The organism is Jutongia sp., from assembly GCF_057878315.1.
This window is the reverse complement of the sequence record NZ_DBLXSO010000010.1, coordinates 12,832-32,138: the sequence shown is the minus strand read 5'-3', so window position 1 is coordinate 32,138 and position 19,307 is coordinate 12,832. Positions and strand designations below refer to the sequence as shown.

Annotated in this window: 17 protein-coding genes; 16 read left to right on the top strand and 1 reads right to left on the bottom strand. The window is 45.4% G+C overall.

Going from position 1 to position 19,307, the window contains the following annotated elements; all coding sequences use genetic code 11:
• The first annotated feature begins 17 nt into the window (after positions 1–17).
• The 10 genes from ACZLMD_RS03770 (at position 18) to ACZLMD_RS03725 (ending at position 8,964) form a co-directional block, all read left to right on the top strand.
• Positions 18–305: a hypothetical protein gene (locus ACZLMD_RS03770; RefSeq protein WP_118559661.1), complete on the top strand. Its 288-nt coding sequence runs from the start codon at positions 18–20 to the stop codon at positions 303–305.
• A gap of 33 nt (positions 306–338) precedes the next feature.
• Entirely contained in the window at positions 339–1,115 is a 777-nt protein-coding gene (locus ACZLMD_RS03765; RefSeq protein WP_489495142.1) for a FliA/WhiG family RNA polymerase sigma factor, read from the top strand.
• A 59-nt stretch (positions 1,116–1,174) separates the two neighbouring features.
• A complete protein-coding gene (locus tag ACZLMD_RS03760; RefSeq protein ID WP_489495141.1) occupies positions 1,175–2,779 on the top strand; it encodes a flagellar assembly protein A in 1,605 nt (534 codons plus the stop codon).
• A 71-nt stretch (positions 2,780–2,850) separates the two neighbouring features.
• Entirely contained in the window at positions 2,851–3,168 is a 318-nt protein-coding gene (locus ACZLMD_RS03755; RefSeq protein WP_022306078.1) for a hypothetical protein, read from the top strand.
• 31 nt (positions 3,169–3,199) lie between these two features.
• The gene (locus tag ACZLMD_RS03750) at positions 3,200–3,949 is read left to right on the top strand and encodes a DUF6115 domain-containing protein (RefSeq protein ID WP_489495140.1); all 750 of its coding nucleotides are present in this window, start codon (positions 3,200–3,202) and stop codon (positions 3,947–3,949) included.
• A 15-nt stretch (positions 3,950–3,964) separates the two neighbouring features.
• Positions 3,965–4,582, top strand: coding sequence for a hypothetical protein (locus tag ACZLMD_RS03745; RefSeq protein WP_489495139.1), 618 nt, complete (start codon positions 3,965–3,967; stop codon positions 4,580–4,582).
• A complete protein-coding gene (hisA, locus tag ACZLMD_RS03740) occupies positions 4,579–5,349 on the top strand; it encodes a phosphoribosylformimino-5-aminoimidazole carboxamide ribotide isomerase (protein WP_489495138.1) in 771 nt (256 codons plus the stop codon). Before ACZLMD_RS03745 ends, hisA begins: the two co-directional genes overlap by 4 nt.
• A 343-nt stretch (positions 5,350–5,692) precedes the next feature.
• Positions 5,693–6,232, top strand: coding sequence for a cell wall hydrolase (locus ACZLMD_RS03735; RefSeq protein WP_022306074.1), 540 nt, complete (start codon positions 5,693–5,695; stop codon positions 6,230–6,232).
• A gap of 177 nt (positions 6,233–6,409) precedes the next feature.
• A complete protein-coding gene (locus ACZLMD_RS03730; RefSeq protein WP_118559692.1) occupies positions 6,410–8,083 on the top strand; it encodes a glutamine--tRNA ligase/YqeY domain fusion protein in 1,674 nt (557 codons plus the stop codon).
• 29 nt (positions 8,084–8,112) lie between these two features.
• Positions 8,113–8,964 carry a DUF2225 domain-containing protein gene (locus ACZLMD_RS03725; protein WP_118559653.1) on the top strand — a complete coding sequence of 284 codons (852 nt, stop codon included), beginning with the start codon at positions 8,113–8,115 and terminating at the stop codon, positions 8,962–8,964.
• Between the two features lie 151 nt (positions 8,965–9,115).
• Here the strand turns inward: ACZLMD_RS03725 and ACZLMD_RS03720 are convergent, their stop codons facing one another.
• Entirely contained in the window at positions 9,116–9,838 is a 723-nt protein-coding gene (locus ACZLMD_RS03720) for a DUF6062 family protein (protein ID WP_022306070.1), read from the bottom strand.
• Between the two features lie 303 nt (positions 9,839–10,141).
• On the opposite strand from ACZLMD_RS03720, the gene ACZLMD_RS03715 reads away from it, so the two are divergent.
• From ACZLMD_RS03715 to ACZLMD_RS03690, 6 genes are all read left to right on the top strand, one after another.
• The gene (locus ACZLMD_RS03715; RefSeq protein WP_022306069.1) at positions 10,142–10,429 is read left to right on the top strand and encodes a co-chaperone GroES; all 288 of its coding nucleotides are present in this window, start codon (positions 10,142–10,144) and stop codon (positions 10,427–10,429) included.
• Between the two features lie 56 nt (positions 10,430–10,485).
• Entirely contained in the window at positions 10,486–12,111 is a 1,626-nt protein-coding gene (gene groL, locus ACZLMD_RS03710) for a chaperonin GroEL (RefSeq protein WP_022306068.1), read from the top strand.
• A gap of 181 nt (positions 12,112–12,292) precedes the next feature.
• Complete coding sequence (locus ACZLMD_RS03705; protein ID WP_118559651.1) at positions 12,293–12,808, top strand: DUF6106 family protein; 516 nt, start codon at positions 12,293–12,295, stop codon at positions 12,806–12,808.
• A gap of 182 nt (positions 12,809–12,990) precedes the next feature.
• On the top strand, positions 12,991–14,445 hold the full coding sequence (guaB, locus tag ACZLMD_RS03700) for an IMP dehydrogenase (protein ID WP_022306066.1): 1,455 nt from the start codon (positions 12,991–12,993) through the stop codon (positions 14,443–14,445).
• 69 nt (positions 14,446–14,514) lie between these two features.
• Complete coding sequence (locus ACZLMD_RS03695) at positions 14,515–15,213, top strand: peptidoglycan recognition protein family protein (protein ID WP_022306065.1); 699 nt, start codon at positions 14,515–14,517, stop codon at positions 15,211–15,213.
• Positions 15,214–15,506: 293 nt separating this feature from the next.
• Positions 15,507–19,229 (top strand): InlB B-repeat-containing protein, encoded by a 3,723-nt coding sequence (locus ACZLMD_RS03690; RefSeq protein WP_489495137.1) that lies wholly within the window; start codon positions 15,507–15,509, stop codon positions 19,227–19,229.
• Positions 19,230–19,307 lie beyond the last annotated feature (78 nt).

The following is a 19,307-nucleotide window of genomic DNA, read 5'->3' as shown; positions in this document are numbered from 1 at the left end:
CCCGGAGGAGAAAAATTTTGAAGACAGAGTATATTCCGAAAGTGATCACACTGCTTGCCGGGGCTGTGGTATGTATTGTATCGATCGTACGCCATATGGATACGACATACAGTCTTGAGATCCTGCTGGCAGCGCTTATCATTTTCTATATCATAGGATGTCTGGCAAGACATATTATCGAGAGGGTTATGGTCAGCAACCGTTTCGTCAAGGAAGTGACGGATGAGATGGTAAAGGAAGCGCAGGAAGCTGCACAGGAGGAATCATCAGAGTCGGAAGAAGCAGAGGAGACATCGGATCACTAAGCAGCAGGCTTCATACAGGGATGAGGGGAATTTATGAATGAGAAGGAAAGAACCGCCGTATGGGAAGAATACATCAAAACGCGCAGCCCAAAGCTAAGAGAAAAGCTGATCATTGAGTATGTGCCATTGGTCAAGGTTGTTGCCGGAAGAATGGGAATGTATCTCGGGTATACGGTTGAATATGATGATCTGACCGGTTATGGGATATTTGGTCTGATCGATGCGATTGATAAGTTTGAGCTGACAAAGGGCGTTAAGTTTGAGACGTATGCCAGCCTGCGGATCCGCGGTTCGATTCTGGATCAGATCCGTAAGCTTGACTGGATACCGAGAACACTGCGTCAGAAGCAGAAGAAGCTGGATACGGCGGCAAGTCATCTGGAGAGTGTGCTTGGAAGAACGCCGACCAGCGAGGAACTTGCCGAAGAGCTTCAGGTATCGTTAGAGGAACTGGATGCCATGCTCAATCAGACAAAGGTGGCGAATCTTGTCTCTCTGGATGAGTATCTGGAACAGGGCAGCGAAGTTAAGGCAGAGGAGGGCAATAAGGCGGCATTCTTACAGCCGGAGCAGGTAGTGGAACGTCAGGATCTTAAGCGGCTTCTTGCAGAGGCAATCAACGAACTGACCGAGAAGGAGCAGAAGGTGATCGCACTTTATTATTATGAAGAAATGACCTTAAAAGAGATCAGCAGTATTCTGGAGGTGTCGGAGTCCAGAGTATCACAGCTTCATACTAAATCACTTCGTAAAATGAAAGAAAAACTAGGCACTGAGAATATGGGAGTCCTTGGTATCTGGAACATATAGGCTGCCGCGGTGCTGTGGCAGCCTTCGCATTTTAGAGATGATACAGGGAGGAGATTCGTATGAAAAGAAATGCATTTTTTCAGCTTGTACAAAAGCAGGACGGCGTCTATCTGAAGTCTTATCCGGCATTGGAGGGAGGCGCGCCACTTTCAGTTGACGATATTTTATATTATCTGGAGCAGAAAAAGATCATGGACGTTTCGGTGGATGACATCACCTCTTTTGTGCAGAAAGCGTCAGAAACGGTAAATGCTGAGAAACGGATCATGATCGGAAAGATCTTGCCGGAAAATGAGTTTCCGGTGGTCACGATCGATCCGGAGAGGAAGTTTGCAAAGATCCGCCTTTATCCCCCATCAAGCGGAGGAAAGCGACTTTCGCTCAAGGAGCTTGTGGAACGGATCGGGCAAAACGGCGTTCAGTATGGTATCCTGAAAGAAAACGCAGCGCTTTTGTTAAAAGCACATCTTTACTGTACGGATGTACTGATCGCCAAGGCAAAGCCTCCGGTACAGGGAAGAGATGCGAAGATCACCTATCACTTTGACGTTGATAAAACCTGCCATCCGGCAATGGACGAGTCGGGCAACGTAGACTTTCACCATCTGGACATGATCGAGCATGTGCGTGAGGGACAGCATCTTGCCACACTTGCGCCGGCAGATACGGGGATCAGCGGCATAGATGTGATGGGGGAAGAATTTAAGCCCAAAAAGGTAGTGCAGCGTATTTTAAAGCATGGCAGAAATATTCATCTGTCTGAGGATGGTTTAGAGATGTATTCGGATGTTTCCGGTAATGTCACGCTGGTCGATGAGACGGTGTTTGTATCGAATCAGTATGAAGTGCCTGCTGATGTAGGTGCTTCAACCGGCGATATCGACTATGACGGAAGTGTTGTTGTCAAGGGAAATGTGCTGACCGGTTATGCAATCAAGGCAACCGGAGACATCATTGTCAATGGCGTTGTGGAGGGAGCAAAACTTGCAACCGCCGGAAAGATCGTTCTGAAGCGTGGAATCCAGGGAAAAGGACAGGCATCGCTTGAGGCAGGGGGAGATGTGATCAGCAATTTTATCGAAAGCGCATCCGTTGAGTGCGGAGGAAGAGTGATTACCGATGCCATCATGCACAGTCATGTGACAGCGGAGGATGATATTATTGCCAGAGGAAAACGTGGCATGATCACCGGCGGTGCATTGAAAACAAAGACGAGGATCGAAGCAAAAACGATCGGCTCTACAATGGGAACTACAACGGTGTTAGAAGTTGGGATTGACCCGAAGCTCGTTGAGCGGTATCATTTACTGGAAAAGGATGCAGAGCAGCTGGCATTGGAACGGGAATCACTGGTGCAGAATGTGCTTCTTCTTAAGAAGCGGCTGGACACACAGGGAAAGCTCGATGAAGAAAAGCTCGCATCCATGAAACGTGCAGGGCTTCGGATCAAGGAGATCGATGCGGCATTGAAGGATAATGAGGCAGAGCGTGCCGGACTTTCCGAGGAGATCAGGAAAAAGGACAGCGGACGCATTGTTGCGGAGAATATCGTGTATCCGGGCGTCAAGATGACCATTTCATCCGTAAGCACCAACATCAACTCAGAGGTACAGCACAGTGCATTTGTGCGGGACGGGGCTGACATCCGCATCAGAGCAATCTGATAAGCTTTGTATACAGCGTAAAAGCTTTTGCGGCATTTGGTCTGCAAAAGACCGGAAAGGTGTGATTATTTATGTCTTTGACAATTGATTATATAACAATGCCTCCAAAGTCTCAGGAGGTATCCCAGATACAGCATGGTGATCAGGTGCGTTACGAGCAGTCACAGCAGGAGGTTGCATCGCAGGTGCAGCAGCAGGTACAGAAGAATTCTCATCAGACAATCCGTCGTACAAAGGCAGAGAATAAAGAATACAACATGCGCGATGATGAGAGACGGAGACGTCAGGACGGTTCAGGGGGACGCGGTAAGAGACAGTCAGGGGAAACATCGAAGGAAGAAAACAAGGATCCGGAAATCGGTGGAAGCTTTTTTGATATGAAGATTTAGCCATAATGAACAACAAAAGAGGAGTAAAAACATGTTAGCAGTAGAATTGATAATGATAGCGATTGGACTTGGAGCAGTGATATTCAGCTTTCGGGTATCCGGGGAGCCGTCTGAAACGAACGCAGACAGTACACCGGTCCGGTCAGAGGATTCCAAACAGGTCAGGGAGGAGATGGAACAGTATAAGGAAGAGTTGATCAACTCCGCATCGGAGGAGCTGAGCCGGATTTCCAATGACAAGCTGCTTGGAATGAATGAATATTCCGAGGAAGTGCTCGCGCGTATGACAAAAAATCATGAAGAGGTAGTATTCCTGTATGATATGCTCAAAGAAAAGGAGGAGGACGTCAAAGACCTTGTTCATCATGTCGATTCGGTCAAAGCGCAGATCCATAATGAGACAGCGCAGGAATATCAGAAGATGATGGATGCATTGAAAAAACTTCAGGGCAGCCGTATTGCTGTGGAGGCAGAAGCCTCGCGGCCGGAAGATACGAACAGGCAGCCGGACGAAGCTCAAAAGAAAAAGAAGAATAAGAATCTGAAGAGTACGCAGGCGCAGAAGCTTACGAAGGATCTGGAGAAAAAGAGCAGGGCAGCCCGTGAAACCGTTGAAGAGGACGATTCGGAGGATGTTGCATCAGAAAATCCAAACAATCACAATGCAGAAATTATAAAGCTTTATAAAGAAGGAAACTCTGTCTTTGATATTTCGAAGCTGCTTTCGATCGGTCAGGGAGAAGTAAAGCTTGTGATCGATCTATACAAAGCGAGTCGATAAGAAAGGTAGGGTATTATGGATAAGAAATCCTTTATGCGTGGATTTGGAACAGGTGTTTTGTTTGCAGCGGTGATCCTTGGAATCTCCTGTCTGATGAGAACCTCAGACACGGCAGTGATAAGGAAAGCCAGACAGCTTGGCATGACATATGCGGATTCCGATGAAAAATTATTTGAGACAGCAACACCGAAAGCAAAGACAAGTGCTGCACCGAAGGAGGAGACTGCCGGTGCAGCGCCGGAGGCGGGGGCTGCAAGCACGGAGCCGAAAGCTGTACAGGCAACCGCGAAGCCGGAGACAACAGCTGAAACAGAACAAAAGACAGCCAAGGCAACATCCAAACCGGATAAAAGCGTTTCTAAAACAGAGTCAACCGATGAAGAGTTTAAAAAAGAAAAAGATAAGATCAAGAAAGATTTCGATAAATCAACGAAGGAATTTACGATCCATGCCGGAGAGTGGTCTTATCGTGTGAGCCAGAAACTGGAGAATCTTGGTCTGGTATCGGATGCGAAAAAGTTTGATCAGTATCTGGAGGATAATGGCTACAGCAGTAAGATTAAAATAGGTCATTATACCATATCTAAGGATGCGGATTTTAAAGAGATTGCAAAGGAGATAACATCAAAATGAGATTTCGACCATGTATAGACATTCACAACGGCTCCGTAAAGCAGATTGTCGGCGGAAGTCTCAGGGATGCCGGGGGTCAGGCACACAATAATTATGTCTCAGAATATGATGGAGCCTATTATGCCGACATGTACCGCAGGGATGGCTTTTATGGCGGTCATATTATCCTGCTCAATCCGGTGGGAAGCGAGTGGTATGAGGCTGATTTACGTCAGGCACAGGGAGCCTTAAATGCATTTCAGGGTGGAATGCAGATCGGAGGCGGAATCTGTCTGGAGAATGCAGAGCATTTTCTGGATATGGGAGCAAGCCATGTGATCGTAACATCGTATGTTTTCCGAAATAGCGCAGTTGACTTTGAACGATTAAAGGCATTATCTGCTCTGACCGGTAAGGACAGGCTTGTGCTTGATCTAAGCTGCAGACGATATGAGGATGGCTACTATATTATGACGGATCGCTGGCAGAATAAGACAAATGTACGGTTGACGACAGAAACCATGCTTATGCTTCAGGATTACTGTGATGAATTTCTCGTACATGCAGTGGATGTTGAGGGCAGACAAAACGGTGTGGAGCGTGAGCTTGTTTCCTTCCTGGGACATGAAAATATCTGTCCGGTCACCTACGCAGGTGGTATCCATTCCATGGAGGATCTCGCCTATCTGGAGTCGGAGGGGCAGAAGAGATTAGATTTTACAATTGGCAGTGCCCTTGATCTTTTTGGTGGTAATTTAGTCTATCAGGATATGCTCAAATACCGATAAATAAAGGCTTTGCAGGCTGTAAGGCCGATTTATTGAAAGATTGTTACAAATATTACACATGAAATTGTTACAAATATTACATCAACTAATATAGAAAATTACAAATCGACAGGAAATATGTCACAATGCATTAAAAGTGACGCAATTTCCTGTCGATTTTTGTGAATTATTTATATAAAAATGTGCCTTGTGACGATCCGTGAAATTTAGATATTGCAAATTGGGTTGATTTTTTAAAATAATGTGATATAATTGTTACATAAATGTTAAGCAACAGGCAGTTGCCCGACAAGAACATTACGGCAAAATACACTGCGTTGTTACTTTCATTCAGGAGGTTATCATGAAGTTTAAAAAATATGCAACACTCATACTATTAACAATCTTGGTTATTGGTTTCTCAAAGAACACAGTATTTGCTGCTGCAAAGGCTGCCGGCACATCGACAAAGGCTGCAGTCAATACACAGAACAAAACATCATCTAAGAAGTCTTATAAAAAGTCAGATCTTCGTCTTATGGCATCCATCATTAACTGTGAGGCTGGTGGAGAAAGCTACCAGGGCAAGTTAGCAGTTGGTATCGTCGTAATGAACCGTGTCTCATCAAAGGCATTTCCGAATACGATCCGCAAGGTTATTTACCAGAGAGGGCAGTTTTCACCGGTTCGCAACGGTGCATTAAACAAGCGTCTGGCGCAGTATGATGCAGGTCGTACCGGTAGCAGCCAGTGGAAGGACTGCATCAAGGCGGCGAAGAAAGTTTTATCCGGACAGGATTATATCATGTACCGTGGTTCTAAGAAGAACTTTGACAGCTTTCACTTTTTCAGTGTATATCTTTCCGGCGCAAGATTCCGTCTGGGAGGACACCGTTTTAAGTAAGAATGATTCAGAATGATACAGGAAAGGGTTTCCGGGAGGAAGCTCTTTTTTCATGCTACAGGTGCAGTTACAGGTACTGTCAAAAAAATGTCTTTGCGAAAACCATTTATTGTGGTATGATATTAAAAGTATTTTGTCACCAAAGGAGGAGACACAGTGAGTAAAGAATTAGAGAATATGACAGAGGAGACAGAGGTGGTTTCCCGTAATTTTATCGAGAATATCATCGACAAGGACATCGAAGAGGGTCATTGCAAAAAGGTAGTGACCAGATTTCCACCGGAGCCGAATGGATATCTGCATATCGGACATGCCAAGTCGATTTTGTTAAATTCAGGACTGGCAGAAGAGTACAATGGTACTTTTCATCTTCGCTTCGATGATACGAATCCGATGAAAGAAAAGACCGAGTTCGTTGATTCGATCATGGAGGATGTCAAGTGGATCTGCGGTGATCTTGATCCGGCACAGGTATATTATGCATCTGATTACTTTGATCAGATGTATGAGTGTGCAGTGAAGCTGATCAAAAAGGGCAAGGCTTATGTTTGTGATCTGACAGCGGATGAGATTAGAGAATACCGTGGTACCTTGACAGAGCCGGGCAAGGACAGTCCGTATAGAGAGCGTTCGATCGAGGAGAACTTAGATCTGTTTGAACGCATGAAGAATGATGAGTTTCAGGATGGAGAGAAGGTGCTTCGTGCCAAGATCGATATGGCATCACCGAATATCAACATGCGTGATCCGATCATTTACCGTGTGGCACATATGAATCATCATAATACAGGAGATAAGTGGTGCATTTACCCGATGTACGATTTCGCACATCCGATCGAGGATGCAATCGAGGGAATCAGCCACTCTATCTGTACACTCGAGTTTGAGGATCATCGTCCTCTTTATGACTGGGTGGTACGTGAGCTGGAGTTTGAGAATCCGCCAAAGCAGATTGAGTTTTCCAAGCTGTATCTGACCAATGTGGTGACCGGAAAGCGTTATATCAAGAAACTGGTTGAGGAGCATATCGTAGACGGCTGGGATGACCCGCGTCTTGTATCGATCGCTGCACTTCGCCGCCGTGGTTTCACACCGGAGTCCATCCGCAAGTTTATGGAGCTTTGCGGTGTGTCCAAGTCACAGAGTTCAGTGGATTATGCAATGCTCGAGTATTGTATCCGTGAGGATCTGAAGCTGAAGCGTCCGCGTATGATGGCTGTTTTAGATCCGATCAAGCTTGTGATCACAAACTATCCGGAGAATGAGATTGAGTATCTGGATGTTTCCAATAACCAGGAGAATGAGGAAATGGGTACCCGTAAGGTGCCGTTTGGCAGAGAACTTTACATCGACCGTGAGGATTTCATGATCGAGCCGCCGAGAAAGTATTTCCGTCTGTATCCGGGCAATGAGGTTCGTCTCATGAACGCATATTTTGTGACATGCACTGATTATGTGACTGATGAGGATGGCAATGTGACAGAAGTTCACTGTACTTATGATCCGGAGACGAAGAGTGGATCCGGTTTCAATGCACGTAAGGTTAAAGGAACGATCCACTGGGTATGTGCGGATACCGCACAGAAGGCAGAGGTTCGTCTCTACGAGAATATCGTTGACGAGGAGAAGGGTGTATACAATGAGGATGGCAGCATCAATCTGAATCCAAATTCTCTGACCGTTATGGATAACTGTTTCGTTGAGCCTGCACTTGCAGAGGCAGAGCCGACAGAGAGTTTCCAGTTTGTCCGTCACGGGTATTTCTGTGTGGATTCTAAGGATTCCTCCAAGGATCACCTGGTATTTAACCGGATCGTATCCCTGAAGAGTTCTTACCGTCCGAATAAATGATAAGCAATTCATAGAATGGAGGGGTTTACATGAAAGGCATTTTTTCCGGTCTTGAAAAATTAGGTCTGGGAAAATTGGAGAAGGTAGAAGTATTCGAGGATGCATCTAAGAAGGAAAATGATACACAGGAAGCAAAGAAAAAGGCACCGGCAGCCACAGAAGCAGATTTTCTTTTTGAGAAGACATATGTCTGTCCGGTATGCGATCAGGAGTTTCACTCTAAGAAGATTCGCACCGGCAAGGTAAAACTTCTGGCGGCAGATACGGATCTGCGCCCAAAGTATCAGTATGTTGACTGTCTGAAATATGATGCAGTGGCATGTCCGTACTGCGGATATGCAGCACTCGATCGTTTCTTTAAGTTTATGATGCCGGCACAGGCAAGGCTGATACGGGAACATATCTCTGCAAATTTCAAGGGGCTTCCGGCCACGGACAGCATTTATACCTATGATGATGCACTGGAACGTCACCAGCTCGCGCTGCTCAATACCGTCATCAAGAAGGCGAAGGAGAGCGAGCGGGCATATACTTGTCTGAAGATGGCGTGGATCTGCCGCGGAAAGGCAGAGTCGCTTTCGGAGGAGCTTCCAAACTATAAGATACAGTTAAAGGAATTAAAGCAGCAGGAGAAGGAGCTGCTGGAGAATGCATATACCGGTTTTGAAACGGCATTTTCCAAGGAGTCCTTCCCGATGTGCGGAATGGATGAGATAACCGTCAGTTATCTTCTGGCTGAGCTTGCGAGAAGAATCGGCAAGTTTGAGGAGTCCAGCCGCTGGATCTCCAGAGTGCTGATCTCCAGAGATGCCAATGATCGCATTAAGAACAGAGCACGGGAGATCAAGGAGCTGTTAAATAAGGATATGCATAAGGCGTAATGAAATAAAATATACAAAACAATACCGGCAGGTCATATTGCTATGATCTGCCGGTATTGTTATTGAAAGTAATATTTAAATTAAAATGATTATGTAACAGGATACATGTGTAATCTGCCTGCAGTTCGACAAATATTTCATCCGGATCCGGTTACTGTGGAAGAACACTGTTCGTTTTATTCATACTGCGGGGCAGTGCGTCCTTGGAGTTCTTCCATGGTTTGTCCTCGTTGCGGTAGTCAAACTTGTCGGTAAACCACTCAAGATCATCCGTAACACGTTTCATGTTGGTCAGATAAACCTCATTCAGAGTCTTGATAAACTCCGGTAGGCGCTTGCCGGAAAGACTTGACGGTGCACCCTCGTAAAGCATACCGAAATGCTTCGTGCAAAAGCCCTTTGAAGCAGCAAACTTCCGGCGGAACTCCTCGTCATGCTCATAGCAGTGATAGATGGTTGCCAGATATCTGGCAAAGATCCGGTCGATCCGGTTGCAGATATAACAGGAATGATTCAGATTCTCGATATATTCCGTGACCGGGGAAGCATTTTCTGTCTTCTTGGCAAACAGCCCTTTCTTGACCGGCTTGTCAGAAGAAAGCAGATCCTCCAGATCGCGGTTGGTGCGCTGCATGTGTGTGTGAAGGATCAGAGCAAGACCGAGACGGTTCTGATGCTTGTAAAGCTGTTTCACATGGTGGGTACAAAAGCCGATCTTGTTGGTCTCCATACGGATGTCATCTTCCATATAGCTTGGTCCCATGGTAAATTCAATCGCATCCTTCTCCAGGGAATCGTACATGGAGCAGACCGGACATTCACAGTCTACGGCGAACGCATCATTTACCGGGATGGTATAAAGCTGTTCTTTCATTATGTCCTCCTTTTCCTATATAAATAATGATAGTGGAATCAAAATGTATGACAGGATTAAAATCATCATATTGTATAATGATTATATAGCAATTGACCTGCACAGTCAAAGAAAATGTAATAAAGAGATAAAAAGAGAAAAAAGGAGATATTGGAAGAAATAATAAAATATATTTCATAATACATAAAATCACTAACTTGGAAAACTTGCAGAATAAAACGAAATGCAATATATTATGTTTATGGTTAGCACTCGGATAGAGTGAGTGCTAATAGTAAAATAGTCAATAAGGAGGTCATTTTCATGAAATTAGTACCATTGGGTGACAGAGTTGTTTTAAAACAGTTAGAAGCAGAAGAGACCACAAAATCCGGCATTGTTCTTCCGGGAAATGCACAGGAGAAGCCACAGCAGGCAGAAGTAATTGCTGTAGGACCGGGCGGAGTTGTTGATGGAAACGAAGTTAAGATGGAAGTCGCAATCGGCGATAAGGTTATTTATTCAAAATATGCCGGAACAAACGTAAAGCTTGAGGATGAGGAGTACATTATCGTACGCCAGAATGATATCGTAGCTAAGGTTGAAGGCTAATGCATCAGGCATACAGTGACGAGACTGTTATAATTTAGATAGGAGGATTTGTAAACATGGCTAAGGAAATTAAATTTGGCGCAGATGCCAGAGCTGCTTTGGAAGCAGGTGTAGATAAGCTTGCAGATACCGTTAAGGTTACATTGGGACCAAAAGGAAGAAACGTTGTACTTGATAAGTCATTCGGTGCACCACTGATCACAAACGATGGTGTTACGATCGCAAAGGACATTGAGCTTGAGGATGGCTTCGAGAACATGGGCGCACAGCTTGTAAAGGAAGTTGCCACAAAGACAAACGATGTAGCAGGTGATGGTACAACAACCGCTACCGTACTTGCACAGGCAATGGTAAATGAGGGTATGAAGAACCTCGCAGCAGGCGCAAACCCGATCATTCTCCGTAAGGGAATGAAGAAGGCATGTGATTGTGCCGTTGAGTCAATCGCATCTATGAGCTCAAAGGTAACCGGTAAGGATCAGATCGCACGTGTTGCTGCTATTTCTGCTGGTGATGACAGTGTCGGTGAGATGGTTGCCGATGCAATGGAAAAGGTATCTAATGATGGTGTTATTACGATCGAGGAGTCCAAGACAATGCATACAGAGCTTGATCTTGTAGAAGGTATGCAGTTTGATCGTGGTTATGTATCTGCTTATATGTGTACAGATATGGATAAGATGGAAGCAAACCTTGACAATCCATACATTCTTATCACAGATAAGAAGATTTCTAATATTCAGGAAATCCTTCCTCTTCTTGAGGAGATCGTTCAGAGCGGTGCTAAGCTCCTGATCATTGCTGAGGATGTTGAAGGCGAGGCTCTTACAACACTCGTTATCAACCGTCTGAGAGGAACCTTCAACGTAGTTGCTGTTAAGGCTCCAGGCTATGGTGACAGAAGAAAAGCAATGCTTGAGGATATCGCAATCCTGACAGGTGGTACTGTAATCTCTGATGAGGTTGGTCTTGACCTGAAAGAGACAACACTGGATCAGCTTGGTCGTGCTAAATCTGTTAAGGTACAGAAGGAGAACACTGTTATCGTTGATGGTGCCGGTGATCAGGATGCAATCTCAGCACGTATCGCTCAGATCAAAGCTCAGATTGAGGAAACAACATCTGACTTCGACAGAGAGAAGCTTCAGGAGAGACTGGCTAAACTTGCCGGCGGCGTAGCAGTTGTACGTGTAGGTGCTGCAACTGAGACAGAGATGCAGGAAGCTAAGCTTCGTATGGAGGACGCTCTGGCTGCAACAAGAGCTGCTGTAGAAGAGGGTATCATCTCCGGTGGTGGATCTGCTTACATTCATGCTTCTAAAGAGGTTGCAAAGCTTGCTGCAGGTCTTGAGGGCGATGAGAAGACTGGTGCCAACATTATCCTGAAAGCACTTGAAGCCCCATTGTTTACGATCGCATACAATGCAGGTCTTGAGGGTGCTGTTATCATCAACAAGGTTCGTGAGTCTGAGCCGGGTGTTGGCTTCAACGCACTGACCGAGGAGTATGTTGACATGGTTCAGGCAGGTATCGTTGATCCTGCAAAGGTAACAAGAAGTGCTCTTCAGAACGCAACGAGTGTTGCATCTACACTTTTGACCACAGAGTCTGTCGTATCCAATATCAAGGAGGATGCTCCTGCAATGCCTGCAGGTGGAGCTCCTGGAATGGGTATGATGTAAATAGCAAAATCAAAGATTTTGCATTAGAAGTTTCTGCGAAACTTCCGCTGTTAGGAACTACTTGTGATTGGTAGTTTCCACATAGCGTATCATAAAGAATTTTGCATTAGAAGTTTCTGCGAAACTTCCAACAATATAAGAGGTTTTAACACCCATAACCGGTGTTTACGAAAGGAAAGCTATGTATAACGAAGGATTGTATTCAGACACATATGTACACTCCCGGTTGACACAGCAAGAATCAATGCGCAGGCGGCTTATGTTGGCCGCCTGTGTCATTTTACCGATTCTTGCACTGGTGGCAGCTCCCGGGATGTTTAAGATCATTGGATTACTGGTGGCAGTGATCGCAGACATTGTAATGATCTATTTTCTTCCAAATCCACATATTGATTACGAGTACGTTTTTGTGGACGGGCAGATCGATTTTGACCGAATTATTGCGCAGAATACAAGAAAAACCATGTGCCGGACTGATCTGGAAAAGGTAGAGGTCGTGGCACCGGAGGGATCTCATGCACTGGATGGTTTTCAGAATCTGCCACAGCAGGATTATTCTTCCCGTAACGAAGAGGATCACCATTATATTGTCGTGGCAAAGGGAGAGAAGGGAAATATCCGGATCCGTTTTACGCCGGATGAACGTCTGTTAGATCAGATGAAAATGAAATCACGCAGTAAAATAAAAGACGAATAATTTATTTTTGCACGTGAAAACGGCTGTTTTTGGTCATATTGATTAAAAATCAGCCGTTTTGTTGTTGACAATTACCATAAAAAAGGTGTATAATTTTTCAAATATTTATAGTAATGTTTTAGACACGCAGGAATACCCCCTGCGTGTTTGCTAATACACAAAATGATAAGGAGGATAATAAAATGGGTAAGATTATTGCTGAGGGAATTACCTTTGATGACGTGCTCTTAGTACCACAGTATTCTGAAGTTATTCCTAATCAGGTGTCTCTGGAGACACATCTGACAAAATCTATCAAGTTAAACATTCCTATGATGAGTGCAGGAATGGACACGGTTACAGAGAACCGTATGGCGATCGCCATGGCGAGACAGGGTGGAATCGGTATTATTCATAAGAATATGTCGATCGAAGCACAGGCAGATGAGGTTGATAAGGTTAAGCGTTCAGAGAATGGAGTAATCACAGATCCGTTTTATTTGTCACCACAGCATACATTAGAGGATGCCAATGCGCTGATGGCGAAGTTCCGTATTTCCGGTGTACCGATCACTGAGGGAACAAAGCTGGTTGGTATCATCACAAACCGTGACCTTAAGTTTGAGACAGACTTTTCCAAGAAGATTGAGGAGTCTATGACTTCCCGCGGACTGATCACTGCAAAGCAGGGAATCACTCTTGAGGAAGCGAAAAAGATCCTGTCTGCTTCCCGCAAGGAGAAGCTCCCACTCGTTGATGATGAGGGTAACTTAACAGGACTGATCACCATTAAGGATATAGAGAAGCAGATCAAGTATCCACTGGCTGCAAAGGATGCACAGGGACGCCTTCTCTGTGGTGCTGCTGTTGGTATTACCGCGAATGTACTTGACCGTGTGGCTGCTCTTGCTGAGAAGCATGTTGACTGTATCGTACTGGATTCCGCACATGGACAGAGCAAGAATGTACTCAACTGTGTCAAGATGATTCGTAAGGAGTTCCCGGATATGCAGATCATTGCAGGTAACGTAGCAACCGGAGAGGGAACAAGAGATCTGATCGAAGCCGGTGCTGACTGTGTTAAGATCGGTATCGGACCTGGATCAATCTGTACCACACGTGTCGTGGCAGGTATTGGTGTGCCACAGATTACAGCGATCATGGATGCTTATGAGGTTGCAAACAAGTATGGTGTGCCTATCATCGCCGATGGTGGTATCAAATATTCCGGAGATATGACAAAGGCTTTAGCTGCAGGTGCAAGTGTCTGCATGATGGGAAGTATCTTTGCAGGCTGCGACGAGAGTCCGGGAACCTTCGAGCTGTTCAAGGGTCGTAAGTATAAGGTATACCGTGGCATGGGTTCTATTTCTGCCATGGAGAACGGAAGTAAGGACCGCTACTTCCAGAGCAATGCCAAGAAGCTTGTTCCGGAAGGCGTAGAGGGTCGTGTCGCATATAAGGGAACTGTTGAGGATACTGTATTCCAGCTGATCGGTGGTATCCGTTCCGGTATGGGATACTGTGGTGCTGAGAATATTCCGGCACTGCAGGAGAAGGCAAAGTTCGTTAAGATTTCAGCCGCTTCCTTAAGAGAAAGTCATCCTCATGACATTCATATCACCAAGGAGGCTCCAAACTACAGCGTAGAAGAGTAATTTGGATATCTTATTTACCAAGATCAAAAGGGGTGCTTATACGGCATCCCTTTTCTATAGGAAGAGAACATGAAGAAACTGACCAGAAAGAAAAAACAGCAGCTCAGAAGAAATATCATTCTGGTAGCAGCGGCTGGGATTGTTGCGGCAGCGTTACTTGGAATGGTGTTATCGGTGACCGGATTTATCTATAACCGCTACTTTGCGAAGCATCCGGTAGTGGCATACGATAAGATCCGGGTTGAGCAGCCGGAGATCACTGAGGATTTCCTGACAACAAATCCTAATTCCAGACCGGGGACAAAGCTTAAGCACGTCAAGGGGATTGTGATCCATTATACGGCAAATCCCGGAACCGGAGCCAAGGCAAACAGGGATTACTTTGAGAGCCGTAAGGATCAGGAAGAGATAAGCTCCAATAAAGTCAGCAGTCATTTCGTGATCGGTCTGAAGGGTGAGATTGTTCAATGTATTCCGTTGGATGAGATCGCATATGCATCGAATGACAGGAACAGTGATACAATCTCTATTGAATGTTGTCATCCCCGCAAGAACGGCAAATTTAACCGGAAAACATATCACGCTCTGATCCGTCTGTGTGCTTGGCTCTGTGACCGGTATGAGATCGAATCGCCGGATGATATCATCCGCCATTACGATGTGACAGGAAAGCTGTGTCCATTATATTATGTAAAGCATTCCGACAAATGGAAGAAGCTTAGGGAGGATATCTGGAATAAAGTGTTAGACAGTCAGTATAAAAGTTGATGCTTTTTTTTCGGTATTATTTTGTGAATAACAGATAAATATATAATTTATCGAAAGAATATATACGATTTTGTATATATTCTTTTTGCTATATTGACGTTTTTTTAAAAGAAAATTTGTGCGATTTTTCCACTTGTCGAACGAAAAGCGGATTGCTATAATGGCTTTCACAAACAGAGAGTTTATTCCGTGATGCGAAAAGTGCAGTACAGATATCAGAACCGGGAGATGAGATATCTGTACTGCAGAGAAACCTGCAATTTGTCTGAAGGACAGAGAGGAAAGAGGTTATCATGGATAAACAGTTATTTTTAATGAAACGCATGATATTACTTTGTGTTGTGTGTGTGCTTGGTTTCTTAAGTCTGATATGTTATCCGGCGAAGAAAGCCAAAGCAGAAGAAAAGCTTCCGACTGTTATGGCGGCAGATATCGGAAAACGTTACGGAAAGGGACTCAGTAACCCCTGCGTGTCAGGAGTGCGTATTAGCCGGAATAATTATATGAAGGCATATGCATACGATGTGTATTCGTATACGGATGCAACCGGCTGGAAGTTTCATTTCGCCAATCTATTCGGATCGAGACGCAATGACAAGGAAGCAATCAAAATCAGAGATGGATTTTGTCTTGGCATTGGAGATGATATGGAATGTCGTGGACGTTTTATTATCTACGGCAAGTGGGCAAAAGATCTTATCAAGGATTATCCCTGTTATTCGATCAAGACAACACGTTATCAGAAGGGGGAGATGCTCAGTCTGGAGTACGAATACAGCACGGATTCCAGAGCAAATTGGACGGATTCCCAATATTCGCTGATGCTTGCCATCGCTCAGGAAAGGACCTATTACGTTGGTATACATTCTCCGGATAGGGTTTCTTACTGGTACGATCTGAATCCTGGTATTTTTCTGGGGGATGAGGAGGATGATGTCACATTAAATGCCATGGGTGGCGAGATGTCTGAGAAGGGAGAGGCATATACGGAGCTCTCAAACCAATATGTGATCCATAAGCTGCCGGTGCCGGTCAGAAGGCGCGACCGCAACGTGTATCTGTTTGATGGATGGTATACCAGTGCAGACGGTGGTGTAAAGCTTAACGAAGGAGATTTTATCGAAAAGGGAGTCACTTTGTATGCGCACTGGAAGGCAGTCCCTAAGAAATGTGATGTCACCTGCATTGATGTTTTACAGACGGCAGGCGGCGAGGAGGTTCTTGGAACAACAACATTTCAGGCGGAGTACGGGGAGCTTGCAAGCGGTTCGGCAATCGGCTGCAGTACAGGCTCCGGTATTTACTATCCGGGAAGGGATTATGTCGGCTGCTCTGACAGTATCGTTCAGGCAGAAGGAACTGTTGTATATCGATATTTTAAAAATGCGTCCAGAAATGTATTCTGTATTGACGTCGTTCAGGTAGGACCGGATGCCGGACAGCAGCTTGGAAGCCATCTGTGGCAGGCGGAATATGGAACGACTGTAAGTGGAGAAACGATTGGCAGCGATACATCGGTCAGTGCGTATTATACAGGATATCGATATATATACAGCTCGATGAAGCAGGTCGGGGATGATGGCTGTACTGTCTATCGGTACTTTACACCGATCATGTATAATATTGAGTTTGTTTCCGGATGTGCTTCCGGCGGATCGATGTCTGTGATGCGCAATCTTTACTATGGTCATGATTATTCGTTGACCATGAACTCCTTTATCAACAAGAAAAGGATCACACTTGACACAAATGCACCGGAGGCATCCAGTGATACAAAATTTCTCACGGTATACTCGGATTTTGTAGGATGGGCCGAAACTGCGACAGGAAGTGCAGTCTATTACGATGGAGGCAGTGTCAACGGTCTTACCAGTCAGGAAGAAACCGTCCGTCTTTATGCTGTTTGGAGCGGCAGAGAGGCAACCGTTGATGTGCAGCCTAAGAGGCTTGGCTATGAGTTTGCGGGATGGTCATTGGATAAGGAAACCTCTGCAGGCGCAAAGCAGTTTTATATTGAGAAGGATACCACGTTGTATGCGGTCTGGACCCCGGCACCGGTTGATTATCATATCGAGTATTATAAGCAGAGGCTTGATAAGACATATGAACGTGTCAGTACATATACAATGAAAGCACTTACAGGGGAAAAGGTACAGGTTGGAGCCGATAAGGATATGTTCCCGGGCTTTTATCTGGATGAGGGATCTTCCAAGCTGACAGGGATTGTCAAGGCGGATGGAAGTTTGATCTTAAATGTTTATTTCCAGCGATGTGAATACAATGTAAGCTTTGATCCGGATGGAGGAAGTGTGCTGACAGATATCAAGGCACTCGATCCAATCTTTGGTCTGTTTGAACAGTCTGTTGTACTGCCGGAAGCGCAGTTACAAAAGACAGGCTATATCTTTGATGGGTGGACGATCGAGAAGGGAAGCCGTCTGGCTGCCGGCAGACCGGGAGAGACTTATGCATTACCAAATCATGATCTCGTTTTATATGCATGCTGGCTTCCTAGAGAAGATACAAGATACCAGATCATTCCATATTATGAGAATCTGAATGGCGTGGGTTATGTAAAGGGCGAGACAGTCGATCTGCGTGGAACGACGGATCTTAGCATTGAGGAGGATCTGTTGCAGATGTATCAGACAAAGGATGTGGCAGAAAGCATTCACAAGATGTTTGGAAGCGGATATTGTCTTGCTGATAAGACAGCTCTGGAACAGACAACGATTGCTCCGGATGGTACTACCTGCGTGGAAATATATCTGCAGAGAGATAAGTATGAATTCAATTTTTATATTGTGAAGGATGGCGAAAAGCAGAACATAGAAGTACAACAGGTGGCATACGGACAGAAATATATTATGCCGGAGAAGATCGAGGATATCGAATATATCATTGGATATCTTGATGAGCAGGGCGAGAAAATTCTTCCGGGACATGTAATGATGGTAAAAGGAAGCCGCAGCTTTGAAATCTGTCAGGAGATACCGACCCCGGTTCCAACCGAAAAGGCAACGAATCCTCCTTCTGAGACGGAGGCTCCGGCACCGGGCGAGACAACAAAACCGGGCACCGGCGGAACAGATATTCCGGCACCGGGCGAGACAACAAAACCGGGCACCGGCGGAACAGATATTCCGGCACCGGGCGAGACAACAAAACCGGGCACCGGCGGAACAGATACTCCGGCACCGGGCGAGACAACAAAACCGGGCACCGGCGGAACAGATATTCCGGCACCGGGCGAGACAACAAAACCGGGCACTGGCGGAACAGATACTCCGGCACCGGGTGAGACAACAAAACCGGGCACTGGCGGAACAGATACTCCGGCACCGGGCGAGACAAATACACCGTCGCCTGTCGTTACCAGAATACCGGTCCCGGTTAGAACGAATACTCCGGTCCCAGTGAAAACCAATACGCCGTTACCGGTTAGAAGCACACAGCCGCCTGCATCAACGAAACCGTCTGCATCTCCGGATCCGTCCGGTCTTGATAAAGATGGCATGAGTGTAATCTCCACCTGGACAGGAGCAGACAGCAAGGACATTGCTTCCAAGCTGGCGGATAGTGCTGTCGATGCCTTTGTGAAAAAAGGCACCGTTGTGACGAAAAAGGGAATCCGTTATAAGGTGACGAAAAGCGGACCGAAAACACGCAGTGTCAGTGTAATCGGTATCAATAAGGATCGAGGAACAGTACGGATACCGGCTCAGATTTCGATGAGAGGATATTCATATCCGGTTACAAAGATCGAGAAGAAGGCATTGGCACAGAAGAAAAAGCTGACTCGCGTGATTGTTGGCAGGAATGTCAAGCAGATTGGCAGGAAGGCATTTTATAACAGCAGGAAGCTGAGCCGAATCTCCTTTGAATCGGAGAAGCTTACTAAGATTGAGAAAGGTGCCTGGAAGGGCTGCAGCAAGAGACTGCGTTTTACTTTCAGTAAGAGCTGTGGAATGAAGACAAAGCAGTATATATTAAAAAGGAATATACTGATGAAATAGAATAAGAAATAGAAGGAGTCAGGTTTCCAACAAAGCATTCTTAATTTTGTAGGAATCTAAAGTTATTGAGAATGAATA

Bases quoted from the DNA above. Each gene is read 5' to 3' on its own strand.
- ACZLMD_RS03705 (WP_118559651.1), top strand. From the start codon at position 12,293: ATGTATAACGAAGGATTGTATTCAGACACATATGTACACTCCCGGTTG.
- ACZLMD_RS03745 (WP_489495139.1), top strand. From the start codon at position 3,965: ATGGATAAGAAATCCTTTATGCGTGGATTTGGAACAGGTGTTTTGTTT.
- ACZLMD_RS03760 (WP_489495141.1), top strand. From the start codon at position 1,175: ATGAAAAGAAATGCATTTTTTCAGCTTGTACAAAAGCAGGACGGCGTC.
- ACZLMD_RS03715 (WP_022306069.1), top strand. From the start codon at position 10,142: ATGAAATTAGTACCATTGGGTGACAGAGTTGTTTTAAAACAGTTAGAA.
- ACZLMD_RS03730 (WP_118559692.1), top strand. From the start codon at position 6,410: ATGACAGAGGAGACAGAGGTGGTTTCCCGTAATTTTATCGAGAATATC.
- ACZLMD_RS03765 (WP_489495142.1), top strand. From the start codon at position 339: ATGAATGAGAAGGAAAGAACCGCCGTATGGGAAGAATACATCAAAACG.
- ACZLMD_RS03695 (WP_022306065.1), top strand. From the start codon at position 14,515: ATGAAGAAACTGACCAGAAAGAAAAAACAGCAGCTCAGAAGAAATATC.
- ACZLMD_RS03720 (WP_022306070.1), bottom strand. From the start codon at position 9,838: ATGAAAGAACAGCTTTATACCATCCCGGTAAATGATGCGTTCGCCGTA.
- ACZLMD_RS03750 (WP_489495140.1), top strand. From the start codon at position 3,200: ATGTTAGCAGTAGAATTGATAATGATAGCGATTGGACTTGGAGCAGTG.
- guaB (WP_022306066.1), top strand. From the start codon at position 12,991: ATGGGTAAGATTATTGCTGAGGGAATTACCTTTGATGACGTGCTCTTA.
- ACZLMD_RS03725 (WP_118559653.1), top strand. From the start codon at position 8,113: ATGAAAGGCATTTTTTCCGGTCTTGAAAAATTAGGTCTGGGAAAATTG.
- ACZLMD_RS03690 (WP_489495137.1), top strand. From the start codon at position 15,507: ATGGATAAACAGTTATTTTTAATGAAACGCATGATATTACTTTGTGTT.
- ACZLMD_RS03735 (WP_022306074.1), top strand. From the start codon at position 5,693: ATGAAGTTTAAAAAATATGCAACACTCATACTATTAACAATCTTGGTT.
- hisA (WP_489495138.1), top strand. From the start codon at position 4,579: ATGAGATTTCGACCATGTATAGACATTCACAACGGCTCCGTAAAGCAG.
- groL (WP_022306068.1), top strand. From the start codon at position 10,486: ATGGCTAAGGAAATTAAATTTGGCGCAGATGCCAGAGCTGCTTTGGAA.
- ACZLMD_RS03755 (WP_022306078.1), top strand. From the start codon at position 2,851: ATGTCTTTGACAATTGATTATATAACAATGCCTCCAAAGTCTCAGGAG.